This window comes from Adhaeribacter sp., from assembly GCF_057359045.1.
Genome location: NZ_JBMQUD010000132.1, coordinates 1 through 20,124, shown reverse-complemented (window position 1 = coordinate 20,124; position 20,124 = coordinate 1). Strand labels below are relative to the sequence as shown.

Genomic DNA, 20,124 nt, shown 5'->3' with positions numbered 1-20,124 from the left:
GTTGCTAAACTATGGACGAAGCAGAAGCAGATAATAATATTGTACTGGTAACGGTAGCTACTTTCCCGGAAGCCATAGAAGCGCACATTTACCGCAGCCGTTTAGAAACCGAAGGTATTCCGGCCGTAATTGCCGACGAAAACGTAGTTACAAACCAGCCATGGCACTCTATTGCGTACGGTGGAGTAAAGTTGCGGGTGCGCGCCCAGGATCAGGAAAAAGCTTTAACCCTGATAAACGAAATGCGGTATGGTACAGAGGCGTTTGCGGGGAGCCTGGGCACCGAAGAAGCTGAGCCCGGTAGTGCCCCCACCTGCCCGGTTTGCGAATCGAAAAGAATAAAACAGAAATCTAATACCGGTACCTGGTCGTTAATAAAGTCTATCCTGTTTTTGTTTCCGGAGCGTACCCGCAAAAAAATGGTATGTTTAAATTGCGGTTACCGTTGGCAGGCCGAACTCTAAAGTAATATTATGCTGGAGATAAACAATTATTTTAGCCTGCTGTGGCGCAAAATAGATTTGTGGATAAAGCAACTGATATTGATGTTGCCCAACCTGCTGATTGCGGTAATTGTGCTAACCCTTACCATTTTTGCGGCCCGCTTTATCCGGAAAGCTACCGAAAGGTTATTGCCGCGTTTCTCGCACAGCGTAGCCCTGAACAACCTGGTATCGTCGCTGGTATACATGTCGGCTTTAATGATTGGGCTGTTCTTTGTACTGAATATTTTACGCCTCGATAAAACGGTTACTTCTTTACTAGCCGGGGTTGGTATTATTGGTTTGGCTTTGGGTTTTGCCTTCCAGGATATTGCGGCCAATTTTATTTCGGGGGTTATTATAGCCGTGCGCAAGCCTTTTGGGGTAGGCGATGTAGTAGAGTCTAATGAATATTTTGGCACCATAGAGCGCATTAACATGCGTACTATTGATATCCGGCGGGTAACCGGCGAACTGGTAAAAGTACCTAACCGCAAGGTTTTCGAAAATGTAATGGTTATTTATACCCACTACGGCATTAGGCGGGTAGATATTAAAGTGGGTATTTCGTTCGGCGAGGACCTGGAGCGGGTGCAAAAAATTGTAAAAGAGGCCATGACCGGCATAACCGGAATGGTCGAAAACAAAGAAGTAGAGGTAGTGTACGAAGAGTTTGGCGATAGCTCTATTAATTTCCTGGTACGTTTCTGGATTAAATACCAGCGGCAGTTTAACTATGTAAATGCCCGCAGCGAAGCCATAATTAAAATCAAGAAAGCTTTTGATGCGAATGATATTGTTATTCCATTCCCAATTCGTACCCTCGATTTTAAAATAAAAGGCGGCGAAATGCTACGGGAGCAACTAACCGTATTAAACGAGAACGGCAACGAGCCCGAAGATCAAAATAAAAGCTGAAAGAATTTATTCTTTCAGCTTTCGGATTAACTGTTTTGGTTAAGATATTTTATTTACCGTGATCATCTACTTTTTTTCCTAAGTCTTCTACCTGTACCAGAAAGGCATCAATGTCGGCATCGGCTAAAGGTCCGTAAGAGTTAGAGATGGTGCCTTTGGTACCATCGTTGCATTCTATGGCGTACAAAATAGCCATATCGTCGGGGTTGGTTTCGCCTTCAAACCGGTAAAAATTCACGATTTTTACTTCTTCTGGCCCATAGGTTTTACTATTGTCATAAGAACAAAGGCGACCATCTGTAACCCGAAAGTCTTTGGTATATCCTTCCTGGTTAAGTTTAGCCTCTAGTTTAACCTGGGATGTTAATTCTTCTTTGTCTTGCATAGTGATATATTTTTAAGCGTTAGTTACCAAATATAGTATAGCTGCTATACGCAAAAAATAGAAAGAGTTAACCCGAAACGCAATAAAAATTAGCTTTTATGTGTTTTTGACCCTTTAAACCAGGTTTATCAACCGATTAATGAAGTCTTAAAAAGTGCTATAAATTGCGTCGTTTTAGTTCTTTAACCGCGTAATCGGCAGCCCGGGCCGTTAAAGCCATATAGGTTAACGATGGATTTTGCGTAGAAGTAGAAGTCATGCAGGCCCCGTCGGTAACAAACACATTTTTGCAGGCATGCATCTGGTTCCAGTTGTTTAACACCGATGTTTTGGGATCATGGCCCATGCGCACGCCGCCCATTTCGTGTATATCGAGGCCGGGCGCTTGTTTAGAGTCGGAAGTACGAATATTTTTAAAGCCGGCTTTGGTAAACATTTCGGTGAGCTGTTCAAAATAATCTTTGATCATTTTTTCGTCGTTGTTGTCGTAGCCAATCGATATTTTAAGCTGCGGAATACCCCATTCGTCTTTTAATTGGGGATCTAAGGCCACGTAATTGGTTTCTTTCGGAATGGTTTCGCCCATCATGTGGCTGCCTACATTCCAGTTACCTAATTGGGGGTTCAGGAGGTTTTCTTTTAACGTGGCACCCAAACCATCGCGGCTTTGGGTCTGGCCCCGCGAGGCACTCAGGCCGGCGGCGTACCCCCGCAGAAAATCGGTGTCTTGTTTAAATACATTCCGGAACCGCGGAATATACCCGCTGGTCGGGCGGCGGCCATCGGTGGTAGTATCTAAAAAGCCATCGTAAGAAGCCGAAATACGCGCCCGGTAATTATGGAATGCTACGTATTTACCCAGTACGCCACTATCGTTGCCTAAACCGTTCGGGAACCGGTTAGAGGTAGAATTTAGCAATAATAAATTGGTATTAATTGCCGCCGCATTTACAAAAATAATGGGCGCATAAAATTCAATGGCTTCTTTGGTTACGGCATCAATAATCCGGACCCCAGTGGCTTTTTCTTTTTTCTCGTCGTACAAAATAGATTGTACCACCGCTTGCGGCCGTAAAGTTAAATTGCCGGTTTTGGCGGCCCAGGGCAGGGTAGAGGCGTTGCTGCTAAAATACCCGCCGTAAGGGCAGCCCCGCTGGCATAATACCCGGTTCTGGCACTTGCCGCGGCCTTGTGCATGGTGTATAGCCTGGGGCTCGGTTAAGTGGGCACATCTTGAAATAATAACGTGCCGGTCTTGGTAGTTGGCTTTAACCTGTTCTTTAAAATATTTCTCGACGCACGATAATTCCAGGGGCGGTAAAAATTCGCCGTCGGGCAACTCCGGTAACCCATCTTTATTACCCGAAATGCCGGCAAATTTCTCAGTATAACTGTACCAGGGGGCTAAATCTTTGTACCGGATGGGCCAGTCTACGGCAAAGCCGTCGCGGGCCGGGCCTTCAAAATCGTAATCGCTCCAGCGTTGGGTATGGCGGGCCCACATCAGCGATTTACCGCCTACCTGGTAGCCTCTAATCCAATCGAAGGGTTTTTCCTGTACGTAGGGGTGCTCCTGGTCTTTTACAAAAAAGTGCATGGCATCTTCCCGAAAAGCATAACACCGGCTAATAATAGGGTTGGCTTCTGTAATTTCGCGGGGTACTTGCCCACGGTGCTCAAACTCCCACGGGTTTTTAAAGGTGGTAGGGTAATCGGTTACGTGTTTTACATCGCGCCCGCGCTCCAGTACCAGCGTTTTTAATCCTTTGCCGGTTAATTCTTTGGCGGCCCAGCCCCCACTAATGCCCGAACCAATAACAATGGCATCGTAGGTACGGTTTTTAATGCTGTCGGTATTTAAATTTGCCATGGTGTAATTACAATATTTATCTTTTAGCAGAAGCCGTTACGGGTACACAACCATGAAACCGGGCGGGTGCCAGTTCATACTTATAAACATCGCGCATTACGAATTCTGAACTTAAATAACCCTGAATGGTTAAATTTTTCAGGTAAGGGAAAAAAGGTTCTTTTTCGGGTGGCAATACTCTGGCGGCTTCTTCGCGGGTTTTTAATATTTCTAGCCGTTGGGCAGGTGTACAGGCTACAAAAGAACGACCAAAGCTGGCTTTTACGGTTTTGTCGAGTTCCGTCAGGCCGTTTATAAAACGGGTTTGCTCTTTGGGTGGGTAGCAATCGGTCAGCATTTTAAGAATAAACTGGTGCACCCCTACCTCTTTGGCCCCCGGCGTATCGGTACGCGGAATAATGGTATCTACTACTTCGGCGAGCAGCAATTCCAGATCAGCAGAAATTAACCCTGACGCGCTATTGGCTACAGTTTGGGTATTCCAGGATTGTGCCCAGGCTGGTAAACTAATGGTGCCGCCCACCACCAAAGCCAGGCTGCGCAAGGCCGTACGTCTTTTCATATACAGTTAAAGAAGAATTTTCTTTTTAAGTTCAATTACAAGTGCTTAAGGTACAGGCCAAGATAAGTTTATCCAATAGCTCGCTAAACCGTATCGGGCTTTTTGCCGCAGTACTTTAGCGCAAGCGTAGCCATAAAAGCAGATTAAATATAGATATTGTTATCCTTAACCTTTGTAATATTTTATATATTTTTTAAGAAAAGAAGAATTATAGCCAATTTATTAGCTATTAAACAAGTATAAAAGGCATTGTGGCAGCATAATTACCTCATTTTAAAGAATATGAGACCTGCTTGTAAGTGGATTTGAATGGCTTGGCGAAATAATAAAGCGGATTTATGCCAGGAAAGTTTAACCGGTAAAAAGTGAAGCGCCTAGATAGAACGGGTTAAATAAAAAGCCCGCACCAGAACTAATATTTTCTGATACGGGCGCTAGAAATTCTATTAATTAATGCTTTAAGCAGAAGTACGCGAAGAAGCTTTTATTTGGTCATTTATTTTATTAAAGTCGATGGAAGAGCAAGCGCCGCCGCAACCTTTGGCACAGCCGCTTTTACTGCTAAAACTTTTATACACCAGCCGGGCCACGTAAAAGGCCGCTGCTATAAATACCAGGAAAATAATTAGCTGTTGCACCATCATGATTTATTAACCCTGCAAAGATAAGAAAAGTTTATTTATAGGTTTTATTCCAGTAGTTGCCGATAAACCCGCAAATTTCGTCGTGTACCAACCCGTTGGTGGCCAAGGTTTCTTTTCCGAAAATAGGGTCGCCGGAACCACCAAACATACTTACGCGTCCGCCGGCTTCATGTACCAGCAGTACGCCGGCGGCCACATCCCAGGGCTTTAGGTTATACTCAAAAAAGCCTTCAAAGCGGCCGGCGGCTACGTAAGCCAAATCGGCGGCTGCCGAGCCCAGGCGGCGTACACCGTGCGATTGGCTCATAAAGGCGCCCAGCAATTCCAGGTAAGTAGGCAGCAAGCCAAAATCGGTGTAAGGAAACCCGGTGCAAATCAGGCTGTCCTGGAGCTTGTTTATTTGGGAAACCCGCATGGGGTTGCCGTTTAAAAACGCGCCACCACCTTTGGTTGCGTAAAAGCACTCGTCTTGGTTTATTTCGTATACCAGGCCCACAATAGGCTCGTTATGCGCCACCAAGGCAATGCTAATGCAGTAAACAGGTAAACCATGAATAAAGTTGGTAGTGCCATCGAGCGGGTCTATAATCCAGTTGTACACTTCGTGTTTTTCCTGGGCAGTACCTTCTTCGGTAATATAGCCGGCTTCGGGCAATATTTGGCGCAAACCAGCCACCAACTGCTCTTCGGCGGTTTTATCTACGTACGATACCAAATCATTAACGCCTTTGTGTTCTATTTTACTGGCATCAAAAGTTTTTGCTTCTGTCCGGATAAATTCGCCGGTTTTTTTGGCCAGCACCATTACTTCGTCACAAATTTTAGTCAGGTTCATATTTTTAGTAAAAAACTTTCGGGTTTAAGTAATTAACAATCTGGTAAGGCGGCCATAGCCAATATTTTAGCGGTACGGGTTGCCACTACGTTTTAACAGCGGGTTTTTGTAATAAATATAGGCGGCCCGTAAAGCCAGGGTTAATACAATAGGTAATACGGCCGGATGAAATTCCTGGGGGAATATTTTCCAGGAAACCGCAATAATGGTCAGTAATACGGCAAATATTAAAAAGTAGTATTTAATGAATTTATTCTGACGCCGACCGGCAAGCAGCAACGCTACGGGAAAGTGCAACGGAAAGGCCCATAAAACATTCAGGTTATTGCCAAAGGTTTTGTGATCGGTGCCAAACCATAAAAAGGTTAGTACTATGCCCAGTATTCCAACCAAACTAAACAACAACATATCGAGCCCGTAGCGGGCCGTGTTCTGGCGGAACTGAAAAAAAGTAATAACCGCGACTAGGGCAAATAAAAGCCAGAATACCAGGGTGGGGGTAATGGCAGTAGGCTGGGCAGGAGGAGCAGTGGCTTTAAAAACCTGGCGCGTCTCGGCTACAAAGGGCCGCGTGGCGTTACGGGCGTTTGTAACCGAATCAGGTTTGGGCACAATGCTGGCGGGTTCAAAGCCTTCCATTAAAAAATCGGGCAAAAACATGTATTGCAGCGGGGTTGCTTCTTTATCGGCGGGTAAGCCCATGAGTAAGTCTATGCCTAAATCTACCCAGGGGTGCGGCCGTTGGTAAATATTTACCAGTTGCCGGAAAGTAAGTGGGTTGGCCTTAGGCTGGTTATTAAAATTTAATTTATCGCGCAACTCAAACATAAATACATCGCGGATGCGGGTGGCGCAGTTATCGTAAAAGAAATCGTAAAAGTAAGAGCGGTATTCTGGCTGGTAATTGTATTCTAAGAAATTAACTATTTTTTGTTTTTCGGCCGGGTCTAAATCAAGTACCTGTTCGTACACCGAGCGGTTATCGGCCTGGCTGTTGCGCAATAAATTATCGTAATACCCCATAGAGAGTTGGTACGGTAATTTGCCCCGCACAAATTTTACGTAAAAATTAGGGGTGTTAAAATCGAAAGTGCCGTAGTTAAAAACAATATCGAGGGCCTGAGCCGGATCGTACACCCGGATAGCGCTATGGCCATACATGGAGTAAAGCTCTTCGCCCGGCGAAACCGTAATCAGGCTAATGCGGGTTTCCGGCGATATTTCGAGTGCTTTGGCTGGCAATATACCCCAAACGGCAAAACAACCGGTAAACCAAACTACCACTTTCCAGATTTCCTTAAAGCGCATATGTAAACTCATATTTTATTCTAAAATAATGTTTTAAGTAATTTTTATAAGCCGACTATACTGGTTAAAAGGCGGACTTGCCGGCTAATGATGAAACCAAAACTAAATATTTAATAATTATTTAAGTTAGCTGGTGTTTTAAGCAATTTATAAAGTGGCTACAAACGACGCTACTGCCGCCGGCAAAGCTACGCCGGATTTACTTTAACCCTTCTACTACAATTACAAACTCGCCTTTTATGGTTTTGGTCGCAAATTGCGCAATCACGTCGGTTAGCGAGCCATTTACTGTTTCTTCAAATAATTTGGTAAGCTCCCGCGATACCGATACTTGCCGTTCCGGACCTAAATATTCGCTAAACTGGGTTAAGGTTTTAATTAAGCGGTGCGGCGATTCGTAAAAGATCATGGTGCGCGTTTCGGTGGCTAGTTCCTGCAGCCGGGTTTGCCGGCCTTTTTTTTGCGGTAAAAAGCCTTCAAATGTAAAGCGCTCGGCACTAAAACCCGATTTTAACAAAGCCGGTACAAAAGCGGTGGGGCCGGGTAAACATTCTATTTTAATATTGTGGCGCAGGCATTCGCGTACGAGTAAAAAACCAGGATCCGATATACCCGGGGTGCCCGCATCCGATACCAGAGCCATTTTTTCGCCTTTGCTTAACCGCTCTATCAGGTGGGCCACGGCTTTGTGCTCGTTGTGCAGGTGGTGGCTGTGCATGCGTTTATCCAGACCCAAATGATGCAGTAACTTGCCGCTGGTGCGGGTATCTTCGGCCAGTACGGTATCTACTTCTTTTAAAATCCGGATGGCACGCAGGGTAATATCTTCCAGGTTGCCAATGGGCGTGGGTACTAAATATAAACGGGTTTCCTCGTCTGCTGCCATGCGGCAAAGTTAAATAATTATGTTGGGAGATAATAGTTTAGGTAGCCAGATGGTTGGGATGGCCGGTTATTTGTTTTGCAAAACTATATTATTCGTTCGTCAGGAATTGGGTAGCTATTTCGTCGATGGCGGCAGCCAGCTTGCGGTCGCGGTGGGTTACGGTATTGCCGGCATCAAACGTATAAAGCTCAAAATAAACTTTGTTGTACACATTGGCCCACCACGGATGATGGTCTATTTTATCGGCCACTGCGGCTACGGCTGTCATAAAAGCAAAAGCTGTTTTAAAATCTTTAAAAGTAAAGCTCTTCTTTAATTTGTTATCAGATTCCTGCCACATACCTAAAACGAAAGAACGGTTAATTTTAAAATGAATTATTGAAGCGCATTATTATACGTGAAAAGCTCTAAATTAATAAGTAGAGGATAAACCGGAGCAGTTGCCATATAACCTTAATACGAGGTCCGGTAATATTTAGGCAACCGCAGCGCTGTAATAGGTAAACAGTCATAAGATTAATAAACCAAGTTACTTAAATAAGCAGCGATTTTGACCCATTAATATAAATATTAAGGCCTAAACTTTTAATTATAGCCTTTTTTAGATAAAAATGCCTATTTACCCAAACCAGTGCCTTTGTTGGTCGTATAGAAAAGCCTTTTAAAAAGAATACCCCAAATTAGTTACCACCCAATATTATGGAAAAGAAACCCACTTCGGTACCCGATCAGCATCAGGCCCAACAGCCTGGCTTAGAGCACAAAATGAATCCGGAACCGGAGATTATCCGGGATTCTTATAAAGGAAGCGAAAAATTAAAAGGTAAAATTGCTTTAATTACGGGTGGCGATAGTGGGATTGGCCGGGCGGTTGCTGTCCATTTTGCCCGCGAGGGTGCCCACGTAGCCATTGTATATTTAAACGAAGATCAGGATGCCCGCGACACCAAAGCCTTGGTAGAGAAAGAAGGCCGGAAATGCCTTTTAATTCCGGGCGACCTGCGCGACGAACAGTTCTGTAAAAGTACCGTTGAAACAACCGTGCAGGAATTGGGTGGTTTAAACATTGTGGTAAACAACGCCGCAGAACAACACGAACAAGAAGAACTTACCGCCATTTCGGCTGAACAGTTAGAGAAAACTTTCCGGACCAATATATTCTCGTTTTTCTTTGTTACCCAGGCGGCTTTAAACCACTTGCAAAAAGGCGACGCCATTGTTAATACCACTTCGGTTACCTCTTTCCGGGGCAGCAACCACTTAATGGATTACTCGGCTACCAAAGGGGCCATTACCTCTTTTACCCGGGCGCTGTCGCAAAACCTGGCCGAAAAAGGTATTCGGGTAAATGCTGTAGCACCAGGTCCTATCTGGACCCCGCTGATACCGGCTACCTTGAGCAGTGTAGGCGATTTTGGCAAAGATACACCGTTGGGCCGGGTGGGGCAGCCCTCCGAAGTAGCACCAGCTTATGTGTTTTTGGCTTCGGAAGATGCTTCTTATATTACCGGCCAGGTTATACATGTAAATGGCGGCGAAATGGTAGCGGGCTAAAAAAGAATAAACCTCAGCTAGTTAAAAACAGTATTAAGCAAATATCTCTAAATTAAACCTGAAAACTTAAACAAACCAATTAAATAACCGCAATAAATAAGAAAGATATGGCACCTGTAAAGAATAGCGAAAGACGTATTCGGGTTATCGAAAGCAACACCGACTACGAAGAAATGCAAGCCGGTCATATTATTCCGGGCGCAGATCCTCCAAAGAACGATCATGCCCGGGGTGGATTTGGCGACCGCGACGGCCGTAATGGCTTTGGCACCGATACCAGCGATGGCGCTACGGCTATCTCGCTGAATGAAGATACCGGAGACAGCCGCGTACACACTGATGGTTTAGCCATTAGTTCGCAATTAAACAACCGGACTGCTGTAACCAATGTTGTTGACGATGACGATGACCTGGAAGACGATGACGATTTAGATGATGTTGATATTGACGATATTGGTGATGATGATATTGACGACACCGACTTTGATGACACTGACTTTGATGATGCAGATTTAGACGATGATTTAGATCTGGATGAAGATTTGGATGAGGATGAAGAAGATGATATTTAATTAAAATAGAGAAAGCAATATGCCTTATAAAAGCAATTCAACGAATAAGCAGTCTAAAGACAATTTAGGCGACCCAACCGGACGTGGCCAGAGTAAGGCTGGTTTTAAACCAGTTAATCCCGAAAGCGAAAGCGAAGAATTTGAGCGTTTGCGGGCCGAGTATACCGACGATATAGACGAACCAACTATTGATACCAAAAGGGGAAGTCATCCGAACCGGAATACAAATAAACCGAAGATTGATAAACCGCCGTATAGCTAACCTGTAAAAAACTTTTTGCTAAAAGCGCCAGCCCCTAAAGGCTGGCGCTTTTATTTTATCCGTTCTGTGCTGTTTGGTAGCCCTATTCTTATCAAATAGTTTGATGCTCTTTTCATAGCTGCTAATAAAATATATTCTAACCAACCCAGACATCTTGCAAGAACCTTATGGTTTGCCTATGCAGAAGACTCCTTTAAAATTCTTTGAGTCCTATGGAACGACAGACCTAAATAAGTCAACTCACTTAGTTTGCTGCGATGGAAATTAATATTTACTAGCTGCAATCACCTGTTAGATTTTATCTCTACCCATTTTAAATTGATCTGGTAATACAAAATATTGGTATAATCATATAATTTGGTTGTGATATTAGTTGGGGTTATAGTTGAATTATTAAATTAAGAATAGTATCTTATTGTTTATGGTATATTAGATGGTGACGTAATAATTAAATTTTTATTAATTGGTATTTTTGTTTTTATGATATAAGTATTTGGTTTGTGGTGAGTTTCACTAGTTTGAATTGTATATTATTTATATATTTAATATGGAAATATTAACAAAATATAAGTTTTAATATTTTTTTATAATTAATAATTATTGGATATGAATTAATAAAATTATATTGCGTTCGTAAAATTGCCTTAAACGAAAAGTTACATTAATAGTTTGTTTAAAAAGTAAAAAATCGAAGTAAGTAAAAGCAAACGCAACTGTGTATGAAACACCATTTACAAAAATTTAGAACTCAAGCCCGTGGCCTGTTCCTATGGGGATTGGTCGCTTTGTTTAATTTTGTCCTTACCGATGCATTTGGGCAAAATCCGCTACCTGCCGGGCACGAGGGGAGCTGGAGTAACATGAGTAAAACTGGCTGGACTGCCTTTGGCTTAGGTACAGATTTGCCATCTAACCTTAAAGGTTCTTCTACTGGAGGTAGTGCTAACTTAAATAGCGTTGGCGATTACATTTTGGTTCAGTTTGATGTAAATCCCGGTGATCGGCCGGGAGCGCTCAGTTATAGTATAAACATGAGTGGTTTATCTAGTGCTATTTTCGACGGCGAATTTAAAGTAGAAGAATCAGCAGACGGCACCAGTTGGGCTGGACTGAAAACTTTTACAAACGATTTAAGACCGGTAGGAGCATCATCGGGGGTAAATGCCGGTACGCAATGGATACATCCTGTAAATCAAAATACCCGCTATATCCGTTTCCGCTTTTCGGGTGCTTCGGCGGCTAACCGGTCGGTTTATTTAGATGCCATTAGAATTGATAAAATATCGGGTCCGGAAATTAACGTAACGCAAGAGGGCGTCGATTACCTTACGGGTGCTACTTATACTTTCCAATCGCAGAATATTGGTACCAACAGCAACCCGATTGTCTTTACTATTCAAAATGTTGGTTCCACTAATCTAACCCTTACCGGTAACCCGCTTATAAGTATTACGGGAGCCAATGCCAACGAATTTATTATTAACCATGTTGCTACGGCTACTACTATAGGTGCTGGCAGTGCTTCTACTTTTAGTGTTTCATTTGCTCCGCGGGGTAGTATTGGTGGCCGTAATGCAAGTATAAGAATTGCTAACGACGATTCGGACGAAGGCGACTATATTATTAAACTAACCGGGGCAGGCGATGTGTTTGCTTCTACTGTTACTGCAATTGCGCCAACTGCTGGCCAGATTGGTAGCCAAGTTGTAATTACAGGTACTAATTTAATAAATACAACTGCGGTAACTTTTAATGGGGTTGCCGCCAGTATTGATAATAAAACCGACGACCAACTGGTGGTAACAGTACCGGCGGGTGCAGGTACGGGCGTAGTGGCGGTAACCAACATCCGGGGTACTGTTGTAGGTCCGGAATTTACCGTTATTGCTCAGGCAGCCCCTGAAATTACCGGCTTTACACCGGCTGAAGGGCCAATTGGCGACACCGTTGTAATTACCGGTGCTAATTTTTCGAGTGCAACCATTGTTAGATTCAATACTATTCCTACTGCTTTTACAGTAAATAATGCCGGTACAGAAATTACAGCCACTGTGCCTGCTAATGCTACTACTGGTCGGGTTTCGGTTACTACGCCGGGTGGCACAGTAGAAAGCGCTGATGACTTTACCGTATTAATGCTTCCGGTAATTAATAGCATCTCTCCGAATTATGGTTCAGTTGGGCAAATTGTAACCATAACCGGGATAAATTTTGTGGATGTTGTTGACGTAAGTTTTTATGGCATACCCGCTAATTATGAACCGGTAAGTGATAGTGAAATTGTAGCTGAAGTTCCGCAAGGAGCTAGAACCGGTGCAATTACGGTAACCACCCCCGGAGGTACTGCCTCTAGCGAAACCTTTAACGTGGTGGTGCTTTCGCCATTTATTTCAGAACTTTCTCCGGCTTCGGGTCAGGTATTTGATGTAATTACTATTACCGGAGTTAATTTTACTGATTTATTAGAGGTAAGTTTTAGTGGTGGCATACCCGCCGCTTTTGAGTTGATGAGTGATGAAGAAATAATGGTTGAGGTACCGGATGGTGCCATCTCAGGACCCATTACCGTTACAACCAGCGGTGGTTCGATAGAAAGTGAAGTGTTTACGGTTGTAGTACCGGAGCCAACAATTACCGAAGTAAATCCTACTTCTGCTTTAGTGGGTTCTTTAATTACCATTACCGGTAGTAATTTTACAACTACCTCCAATGTAAGCTTTAATGGTATTTCGGCTACTTTTAACTTGGTAAACGATAGTCAGTTAGAAGCCTTGGTGCCAGTCAATGCCATTACAGGTGCCATTACCATTACTACTGCCGGCGGCGTGGCTACCAGTGCTACTTTTACGGTTATTATACCCAATACTACTTACACCTGGCGCGTAGGCTCCGGCAACTGGTCGGACCCTAATAGCTGGACACCTGTACGAAATGCACCCACTACTGCTGATATTTTAATTTTCGACGGTGAAAAAACTTCTAACCCAACTATAAACTTAGATTTTGCTTCGGCACAAACAGTTGGGCAGCTAAGATTTTTAAATAACATAACAGCTAACTTAAGCGTAGCTTCTGACAAAACTTTGTCTTTAGACAATGGAGTAGCAGGTACCGATTTTTCTATTGCGGCTGGCTCTACCGTAAATGTTACTAATTCGGCGGCTAACGCTAAATTAAATATCTTAATTACTGCCGGTGAAACCGGAGTAGTAGCCGGAAACCTGGTATTTCAGGGGGCAGCTGGTACAGCGGCACACCGCATTACGGCCGAAGAGTTAGATGGTTTAAGCTTCCAGGGTACATTCCGGACAGCAACTGGTTTTGTGGGGAATCCTTTTGGTACGACTAACCTGAACACAGTGCGTTTTACGGCTGGTTCAGTTTACCGCAACCAGGCCGGCGATTCGCCTTTTGGCGCGGCTGCCCCTAGCTCAGTTTTATTATTCGATCCCAATAGCCTTTACCGGCACGAGACTAATACGGCTCCGGATTTAAATAACCGGGTGTACAGCAACTTTGAAGTAAACAGCGCTGCTTTTGCCCAAATTGTAGCCGGCACCGGTAACTTAACCCTGAACAATCTAACGGTAACCAGCGCCACTAATTTTGATATTAACTTAAGTGGTATTATAACCATAACTGGTAATATAAATGTTGCCGGCGGCGCTTTAAATTTTGTACCAGCAGCAGTTAATACCATTAACATGAGCGGTACCGGTACTAAAACTATTTCGGGAACCGGTATTATGTCTTTAGGTGCCAATGCTCGTTTGTTTGTGCCGGTAGGTGTAACGGCAGATTTGCAAAAACAAATTATTGGTTCAGGTAACGTAATAGTAGATGGTACTATAAAGACCAATGTAACGGCAGGTTTTGCCGCCGGCGAAAATACCGCGCTGCAAACCGGTTTAACAGCTACTTTAAAGCCAGGCTCTACCGTAGATTATTACGGAATTGGAGCGCAATCTATCAGTCCGGTAAATTATGCTAACCTGGTTATTTCGGGTAACCGCTTGGGTGCAAATATTACCTTGGACCCCGGTACTATCCGGGTATCCGAAGCCTTTACCCGGCCGGCTACCAACATCGGGTTTATAAACACCGGCAACACCGTTGAGTTCACCGGCGCAGCCCAGACCATACCGGTAATTACGTACAACAACTTAATTGCTTCGGGTAACGCCAATAAATCTATTGCCGGTAATATTCAGGTTAATGGTGCCTTAACGGTTAGTACTTCTACCATTAATACTGGCGCTAACAAAATAACTTTAAACAGCAATGCTACAATTAACGAAACCCAAACCAATTATGTAATTGGTAAGGTAGAGGCCACCCGCACGGTAACTGCCGGCGTTTCGCAAAACTTTGGCGGCTTAGGACTTACCTTAAATCCGGCGGCAGGTAGTGTTAGCCCCGGTACTACTACGGTTGTTCGTTCAACAGGTATTGCTCCTATTCAACTGAGCGATGAAGCCATGAGTATAACCCGGCTTTATGACATTACAGCGCAGAACAGCAGTGGCTTAAATACCTCCATGACCCTGAAATATGCGCCTAACGAATTAACCAATGGTCAGATAGAGTCAGAAATGCACATGTTTAAAAACAGTGGTGATAATTTCTGGGGCGAACAAGCGGGTGTTTATACTTATAACACAGTAGCCCGACAAGTAACTTTAGCCGGGGTAACGGGTTTCTCTTCCTGGACTATGGGGCAGAAGAGCCTGCTACTGCCAGTACAGTTACTCAATTTTACTGCTACCCGTCGTGGCCAGGCGGTACAGTTAGAATGGACTACCGCAATGGAAAAAGACAACAAAGGTTTTGAGGTGCAGGTTTCTACTGATGCCGAGTCATTTACAAGTGTTGGTTTTATAAATTCTAAAAACAGCAACACCAATTTAACCCAGACTTACAACTTTGTTGATAACAAAACGAAACCCGCCAACACGCTTTACTACCGTTTAAAACAAATAGATTTTAGTGGTAACGAAACGTACTCCGCTATTAAGCCAGTAATTTACGAAAACGAGCAGGTAGCGCTGGAAGTTACGGCATTCCCAAATCCGTTCGACGAAAACTTTACGGTAGTAGTTAACGCCGATGCGCAAAAACGGGCCAGTATAACTATTACCGATGCCATGGGCCGCAAAGTGTTAGAGAAAACAGTAACCCTGAATAAAGGCTCCAACGATATTAAATTTGAATTAGGCAAGCAATATCCAGCCGGTATTTACATCATTAACTTAACCACTAATAATTTCCAGCAGCACCTGCGCATGGTTAAGAAATAAGAATTTTTCATACGCACTTTTAAAAAGGGAAGCTAGTGGCTTCCCTTTTTTTGCTTTACCGGTAAAAAATACCTTTAAAAGATATAGCGTTAATAAAGAAAAGCAATTGGTTTATTAAAGTTCTTGCCTTAATTTTGGGCCGGACTTACAAGCCCCATCATGCAACACGATAGCTTAATATTTGATTTAATCCGGCAGGAAAAAGAACGCCAGATGCACGGCCTGGAACTTATTGCTTCCGAGAACTTTGTTTCGGAACAGGTAATGCAAGCCATGGGTAGTGAATTAACAAATAAATACGCCGAAGGCTTACCCGGCAAACGCTATTATGGTGGTTGCGAAATTGTAGACCAAACTGAGCAATTAGCCATTGATCGCGCCAAAGAATTATTTAAGGCTGCCTGGGTAAACGTGCAACCACACTCTGGCGCGCAGGCCAATGCCGCGGTAATGCTGGCGGTACTCAATCCTGGCGATAAAATATTAGGTTTCGATTTAGCCCATGGTGGGCACCTTACCCACGGCTCGCCGGTAAACTTTTCGGGTAAACTGTACCAGCCGGTATTTTATGGCGTAGAACCCGATACTGGCCTGATTGACTGGGAAAAAGTAGCAGCCATTGCCCGGCGCGAAAAACCAAAATTAATTATTTGTGGTGCCTCAGCTTACTCCCGCGATTGGGATTACGCGGCCTTGCGGGCCGCCGCCGATGAAGTAGGCGCTTTATTAATGGCCGATATTTCGCACCCGGCCGGTTTAATTTCCCGGGGGTTATTAAAGAATCCTTTCGATTATTGCCATATTGTAACCACTACTACCCACAAAACCTTACGTGGGCCACGGGGTGGTATGATAATGCTGGCGCAGGATTTTGATAATCCGTTTGGTTTAAAAACCCCGAAAGGCGAAATCCGGTCTATGTCGTCGTTGTTAGATATGGCTGTTTTTCCGGGCACCCAGGGTGGGCCGTTAGAGCACGTAATTGCCGCTAAAGCGGTTTCGTTCTTCGAAGCTTTATCAGATGATTACCTGAAATATATTACCCAGGTACAGAAAAATGCCCAGGCCCTGGCCAAAGGTTTTACTGATCGGGGATACAATATTATTTCCGGTGGTACCGATAACCATTTAATGTTGATAGATTTACGCTCGAAAAACCTGTCGGGTAAACAAGCCGAAAACACCCTGATTAAAGCCGATATTACCATTAATAAAAACATGGTGCCTTTCGACGATAAATCACCGTTTGTAACGTCTGGTATGCGCATTGGCTCGGCTGCCATTACCACCCGCGGGCTGGTAGAAAACGATATGGAGCGCGTAGTTTCCTTAATTGACGAAGTACTGCAAAACCACGAAAACGAATCAAAGATAGCCGCAGTGAAAGGGGAAATTAACGGCTGGATGAAAGATTTTCCTTTATTTAAATAACTAAGTTAAAAGCAGGAACAGACCCCGTGGCGGCAGAAGCAGAAGAAGAGGAAGTACAAGGCGAACACGAAATGTCGTTTATTGACCACCTGGAAGAACTCCGGTGGCACATAATAAGGGCATTTGCATCAATTGTGGTGTTTGCTTTTGGCGCTTTCATGGCCAAATCATTTATTTTCGGCACCCTGATTCTGGGCCCCTCCCGACCCGATTTTTTTACTTACCGGAAATTGTGTGAGTTAGGCGATTACCTGGGAAACCCTGGTTTGTGCATCGATAAAATTTCGTTTACCCTGCAATCGCGGGAAATGAGCAGCCAGTTTACCACGCACATTACAGTATCGTTTATTATTGGCTTAATCCTAGCCTTCCCTTACGCATTTTGGGAGGTTTGGCGGTTTATTGAGCCTGGCCTTTACCCAAATGAACGTAAAAATTCGCGGGGAGCGGTGTTTTTTGTAACCATTCTGTTCCTGACTGGGGTGCTTTTTGGGTATTTTATTGCTGCGCCCTTGTCCATCAATTTTTTATCTTCTTACCAGGTAGACCCTTCCATCATAAATGAATTTGATTTAGCGTCTTACATTGGCACCTTAACCCGCCTGACCCTGGCCTGCGGGATTATGTTTGAGTTGCCCATGATTGTGTATTTCCTGGCTAAAGCCGGTATTGCCTCGCCGGAACTGATGCGTTTGTATCGGCGCCACGCAATTGTGGTTATTTTAATTATTGCGGCCTTTATTTCTCCGCCCGATGTACTGAGTATGACCATATTTGCCGTACCACTAATTGCGTTATACGAAGCCAGTATTTTTATTGCAGGATTTGTACAACGGCAAACCTTACGGCGGTTAAATCAAAATGCCGGTTAAGGCGGTAGCCCAGCTAAAAGCAATATTTTAAAGAATATTATTAAATAAATTACTGCTTAAGTGTTTTGTAGCAGTAGCGTAAATATTTTCAGAATAAAAAAGCAAAAGATATAATGGCCCGGAAAATAGCAATTGGCGGCGACCATGCCGGTTACACGTATAAAGGTATGCTGATAAAGTGGTTGCAGGACAATGGCTACGAGGTGCAGGATTTCGGGCCTAATTCAGATGCCTCCGTTGATTATCCTGATTACGTGCATCCGTTGGCTACCGCTATTGATAACGACGAGTTGCAAACCGGTATACTTGTGTGCGGCAGCGGCAATGGCGTAGCTATTACGGCCAATAAACACCCAAAAGTACGCGCTGCCTTGTGCTGGGCACCCGAGTTGGCCCAATTGGCCCGTCAGCACAACAATGCCAACGTATTATGTATTCCGGCCCGGTTTGTTTCCGAAGCGGTAGCAACTGAAATGCTGCAAACTTTCCTGAATACCGATTTCGAAGGTGGCCGGCACGCTAACCGGGTTAATAAAATTCCTTGCTAACGGTACTTAATGGACTAATATATTCATGGGCTGATGTGCTAATTTGAAGATTAGTTAACAAATAATTTTACTCCACAATTTTACGCATCAGGAAAATTGTTGGACGAACAATAAAGTAAAATATAGAAGACGAAATTTCTATAGAAGCAGCGGCATCCGGGACAAAGCGACCAAGTGAATCTATTTTTAAACCAGCACCCCGTTAACCAATTACCACTTCAGCACATTTTTACATTGGCCCATTAACTACCGGATTCTTTTATAAATATTTTTGCCTTCTACCGGTATGTACCGCGAAAATAAATCCGGGATTTTATACATCAGCTCCGGCATCAAGCCCGCTTCATCTATAATATACTCTGGCACTGAACTGGCTACGTTGCGCCTTATCTTAAAAATGGCGTAGTAGGTGTTCAGGTATTGGAAATCAGCTTGGGCTAATTGCCAGTTAATGTAAGGCGTGGCGGCCCGGTTATAAGCATAATAATTGAAATCGTTGCCTAAAACCAAAATGCGCGCATCTTTTACAGCGGTGTATTTTTTGTCGGGTTGTAAGAGCAGCCGCGAAATATCTAAGCTGGTATAAGGTAAGGCGGGTAGTAAAAAGCTATACCGGGTTATTAAGGTAAATCCTACTATTACTAAAAAAAGTGGTTCCGTTAGCCACAGCCGTTTCCGGCCGGTCCGCAAAAACGTGTAAGTACCAAAGTAAACCAATGCCGGCAAAAAAATGAGCCACGACACGGCCGAAATTATGCTGCCGGCGAGGGTAACCAGCACGGCAACGCCAATCCACCAGAGCATTAACTGAAAAAATTTAAGCTGGTAGTTAAGGGTAGGCGTATGAATAAGCGCAAAGAAAACCGAAAAGCTCAGGAATAATACTGGCACCAATAGTATTTTAAGCAAATCTAAAGGTGGCAAAAGCAAGGTTATCGAAAATTCCCAGGCCGATAATATGTTATACTGCACAAAATTGGGTACGGCATCGGCGTACAGAAAAATGGTAAAAGCTACGGCGTACGGAAAAAAGAACCCGCAAAGCATTAAAAGAGAACTCCGGAAAGCATTAAAGGCAAATAAAATAAGCGCCAGAAAAGCCCAAAGCAAAAACAAGAGCAAGGGTAAATAACAAAGCGCGGCTAAACCTAAAAAAAAGCCGGCCTTAAACAATTTAGGATTGCTGGTGCCTTCTTTAGAGGGCAGAATAAAATAATGAATCGAGAAAACTAAAAAGGTAAAGCCCAGCAGTAACGGCGAAAGAATATCAAATTCCAGGAAAATGCTGCCAAAAACAAAGTAAAGCAGAGCCGGCATAAAAGATTTATCGGGCAAAACCCCGGTTTGGTTAAAAATACGGTTTAGCCGCATACCCTGTAAAAAAAGCAGCAACGAAGCCAATAACCGATACACCAGAATGTTGCGGCCAAAGGCTACATCGAGTAATTGAAAAACAAAAGCGGCCAGCGGGGCCGTGTTGTCGTAAACCTCGCCGTAAAGGGTAGCCCCTTCGGCCAGACGTTCGCCCAGTACAAAAAACTTAAGTTCCGGCAGGGTAACCGGCAGGTTTAACAAAATAAGCGGTACCCGGATAGCCAGAAACAGCAGGACCAGCACCAGCAGCCGCGACAGTAATATTCCTTTAAAATAACTAATCAAGAGGTTGTGTAATTTTTGTAGGCAGTAATTTTTTACTTA

The 20,124-nt window shown here is 43.8% G+C and carries 18 protein-coding genes; 9 read left to right on the top strand and 9 right to left on the bottom strand.

From position 1 onward, the window contains the following. The first annotated feature begins 11 nt into the window (after positions 1-11). Together ACO1R6_RS21125 and ACO1R6_RS21120 are read left to right on the top strand one after the other, a co-directional pair. Positions 12-464, top strand: a complete 453-nt coding sequence (locus tag ACO1R6_RS21125) for a putative signal transducing protein (RefSeq protein ID WP_486267099.1) — start codon at positions 12-14, stop codon at positions 462-464. Between the two features lie 9 nt (positions 465-473). After that, the gene (locus tag ACO1R6_RS21120; protein WP_486267098.1) at positions 474-1,400 is read left to right on the top strand and encodes a mechanosensitive ion channel family protein; all 927 of its coding nucleotides are present in this window, start codon (positions 474-476) and stop codon (positions 1,398-1,400) included. Between the two features lie 49 nt (positions 1,401-1,449). On the opposite strand, the gene ACO1R6_RS21115 is transcribed toward ACO1R6_RS21120, so the two are convergent. The 8 genes from ACO1R6_RS21115 to ACO1R6_RS21080 all read right to left on the bottom strand — a co-directional run bounded on the left by ACO1R6_RS21115 (position 1,450) and on the right by ACO1R6_RS21080 (position 8,230). Beyond that, a complete protein-coding gene (locus ACO1R6_RS21115; protein WP_486267097.1) occupies positions 1,450-1,785 on the bottom strand; it encodes a hypothetical protein in 336 nt (111 codons plus the stop codon). Positions 1,786-1,942: 157 nt separating this feature from the next. Then, entirely contained in the window at positions 1,943-3,655 is a 1,713-nt protein-coding gene (locus ACO1R6_RS21110; protein ID WP_486267096.1) for a GMC oxidoreductase, read from the bottom strand. 16 nt (positions 3,656-3,671) lie between these two features. Continuing rightward, positions 3,672-4,217, bottom strand: a complete 546-nt coding sequence (locus ACO1R6_RS21105; protein ID WP_486267095.1) for a gluconate 2-dehydrogenase subunit 3 family protein — start codon at positions 4,215-4,217, stop codon at positions 3,672-3,674. Positions 4,218-4,675: 458 nt separating this feature from the next. After that, positions 4,676-4,861 carry a FeoB-associated Cys-rich membrane protein gene (locus tag ACO1R6_RS21100; RefSeq protein WP_486267094.1) on the bottom strand — a complete coding sequence of 62 codons (186 nt, stop codon included), beginning with the start codon at positions 4,859-4,861 and terminating at the stop codon, positions 4,676-4,678. A 31-nt stretch (positions 4,862-4,892) separates the two neighbouring features. Then, positions 4,893-5,696, bottom strand: a complete 804-nt coding sequence (locus ACO1R6_RS21095) for an inositol monophosphatase family protein (RefSeq protein WP_486267093.1) — start codon at positions 5,694-5,696, stop codon at positions 4,893-4,895. 66 nt (positions 5,697-5,762) lie between these two features. After that, positions 5,763-7,016, bottom strand: a complete 1,254-nt coding sequence (locus tag ACO1R6_RS21090) for an Lnb N-terminal periplasmic domain-containing protein (protein WP_486267092.1) — start codon at positions 7,014-7,016, stop codon at positions 5,763-5,765. 187 nt (positions 7,017-7,203) lie between these two features. Next, on the bottom strand, positions 7,204-7,890 hold the full coding sequence (gene rsmI / locus ACO1R6_RS21085) for a 16S rRNA (cytidine(1402)-2'-O)-methyltransferase (protein ID WP_486267091.1): 687 nt from the start codon (positions 7,888-7,890) through the stop codon (positions 7,204-7,206). 88 nt (positions 7,891-7,978) lie between these two features. After that, positions 7,979-8,230, bottom strand: coding sequence for a 4a-hydroxytetrahydrobiopterin dehydratase (locus tag ACO1R6_RS21080; RefSeq protein WP_486267090.1), 252 nt, complete (start codon positions 8,228-8,230; stop codon positions 7,979-7,981). 359 nt (positions 8,231-8,589) lie between these two features. Here ACO1R6_RS21080 and ACO1R6_RS21075 point away from each other — a divergent pair, with 359 nt between their 5' ends. The 7 genes from ACO1R6_RS21075 to rpiB all read left to right on the top strand — a co-directional run bounded on the left by ACO1R6_RS21075 (position 8,590) and on the right by rpiB (position 18,426). Further along, entirely contained in the window at positions 8,590-9,444 is an 855-nt protein-coding gene (locus ACO1R6_RS21075; protein WP_486267089.1) for an SDR family oxidoreductase, read from the top strand. A gap of 107 nt (positions 9,445-9,551) precedes the next feature. Then, positions 9,552-10,016, top strand: coding sequence for a hypothetical protein (locus ACO1R6_RS21070; protein ID WP_486267088.1), 465 nt, complete (start codon positions 9,552-9,554; stop codon positions 10,014-10,016). A gap of 19 nt (positions 10,017-10,035) precedes the next feature. After that, positions 10,036-10,278: a hypothetical protein gene (locus ACO1R6_RS21065; protein WP_486267087.1), complete on the top strand. Its 243-nt coding sequence runs from the start codon at positions 10,036-10,038 to the stop codon at positions 10,276-10,278. A 719-nt stretch (positions 10,279-10,997) separates the two neighbouring features. Continuing rightward, complete coding sequence (locus ACO1R6_RS21060; RefSeq protein ID WP_486267086.1) at positions 10,998-15,575, top strand: IPT/TIG domain-containing protein; 4,578 nt, start codon at positions 10,998-11,000, stop codon at positions 15,573-15,575. Positions 15,576-15,734: 159 nt separating this feature from the next. Further along, positions 15,735-17,006, top strand: coding sequence for a serine hydroxymethyltransferase (gene glyA / locus ACO1R6_RS21055; protein WP_486267085.1), 1,272 nt, complete (start codon positions 15,735-15,737; stop codon positions 17,004-17,006). 26 nt (positions 17,007-17,032) lie between these two features. After that, positions 17,033-17,878: a twin-arginine translocase subunit TatC gene (gene tatC, locus ACO1R6_RS21050; RefSeq protein ID WP_486267084.1), complete on the top strand. Its 846-nt coding sequence runs from the start codon at positions 17,033-17,035 to the stop codon at positions 17,876-17,878. 113 nt (positions 17,879-17,991) lie between these two features. Continuing rightward, positions 17,992-18,426 (top strand): ribose 5-phosphate isomerase B, encoded by a 435-nt coding sequence (gene rpiB / locus ACO1R6_RS21045; RefSeq protein WP_486267083.1) that lies wholly within the window; start codon positions 17,992-17,994, stop codon positions 18,424-18,426. 246 nt (positions 18,427-18,672) lie between these two features. Here the strand turns inward: rpiB and ACO1R6_RS21040 are convergent, their stop codons facing one another. Beyond that, the gene (locus ACO1R6_RS21040; RefSeq protein WP_486267082.1) at positions 18,673-20,085 is read right to left on the bottom strand and encodes a hypothetical protein; all 1,413 of its coding nucleotides are present in this window, start codon (positions 20,083-20,085) and stop codon (positions 18,673-18,675) included. Positions 20,086-20,124 lie beyond the last annotated feature (39 nt).

What these genes read in the sequence shown, in the direction of transcription:
- ACO1R6_RS21075 (WP_486267089.1), top strand. Translation starts at nt 8,590, where the DNA reads ATGGAAAAGAAACCCACTTCGGTACCCGATCAGCATCAGGCCCAACAG.
- ACO1R6_RS21110 (WP_486267096.1), bottom strand. Translation starts at nt 3,655, where the DNA reads ATGGCAAATTTAAATACCGACAGCATTAAAAACCGTACCTACGATGCC.
- ACO1R6_RS21065 (WP_486267087.1), top strand. Translation starts at nt 10,036, where the DNA reads ATGCCTTATAAAAGCAATTCAACGAATAAGCAGTCTAAAGACAATTTA.
- ACO1R6_RS21125 (WP_486267099.1), top strand. Translation starts at nt 12, where the DNA reads ATGGACGAAGCAGAAGCAGATAATAATATTGTACTGGTAACGGTAGCT.
- rpiB (WP_486267083.1), top strand. Translation starts at nt 17,992, where the DNA reads ATGGCCCGGAAAATAGCAATTGGCGGCGACCATGCCGGTTACACGTAT.
- ACO1R6_RS21120 (WP_486267098.1), top strand. Translation starts at nt 474, where the DNA reads ATGCTGGAGATAAACAATTATTTTAGCCTGCTGTGGCGCAAAATAGAT.
- ACO1R6_RS21115 (WP_486267097.1), bottom strand. Translation starts at nt 1,785, where the DNA reads ATGCAAGACAAAGAAGAATTAACATCCCAGGTTAAACTAGAGGCTAAA.
- ACO1R6_RS21100 (WP_486267094.1), bottom strand. Translation starts at nt 4,861, where the DNA reads ATGATGGTGCAACAGCTAATTATTTTCCTGGTATTTATAGCAGCGGCC.
- ACO1R6_RS21070 (WP_486267088.1), top strand. Translation starts at nt 9,552, where the DNA reads ATGGCACCTGTAAAGAATAGCGAAAGACGTATTCGGGTTATCGAAAGC.
- rsmI (WP_486267091.1), bottom strand. Translation starts at nt 7,890, where the DNA reads ATGGCAGCAGACGAGGAAACCCGTTTATATTTAGTACCCACGCCCATT.
- ACO1R6_RS21080 (WP_486267090.1), bottom strand. Translation starts at nt 8,230, where the DNA reads ATGTGGCAGGAATCTGATAACAAATTAAAGAAGAGCTTTACTTTTAAA.
- glyA (WP_486267085.1), top strand. Translation starts at nt 15,735, where the DNA reads ATGCAACACGATAGCTTAATATTTGATTTAATCCGGCAGGAAAAAGAA.
- ACO1R6_RS21060 (WP_486267086.1), top strand. Translation starts at nt 10,998, where the DNA reads ATGAAACACCATTTACAAAAATTTAGAACTCAAGCCCGTGGCCTGTTC.
- ACO1R6_RS21090 (WP_486267092.1), bottom strand. Translation starts at nt 7,016, where the DNA reads ATGAGTTTACATATGCGCTTTAAGGAAATCTGGAAAGTGGTAGTTTGG.
- ACO1R6_RS21105 (WP_486267095.1), bottom strand. Translation starts at nt 4,217, where the DNA reads ATGAAAAGACGTACGGCCTTGCGCAGCCTGGCTTTGGTGGTGGGCGGC.
- ACO1R6_RS21095 (WP_486267093.1), bottom strand. Translation starts at nt 5,696, where the DNA reads ATGAACCTGACTAAAATTTGTGACGAAGTAATGGTGCTGGCCAAAAAA.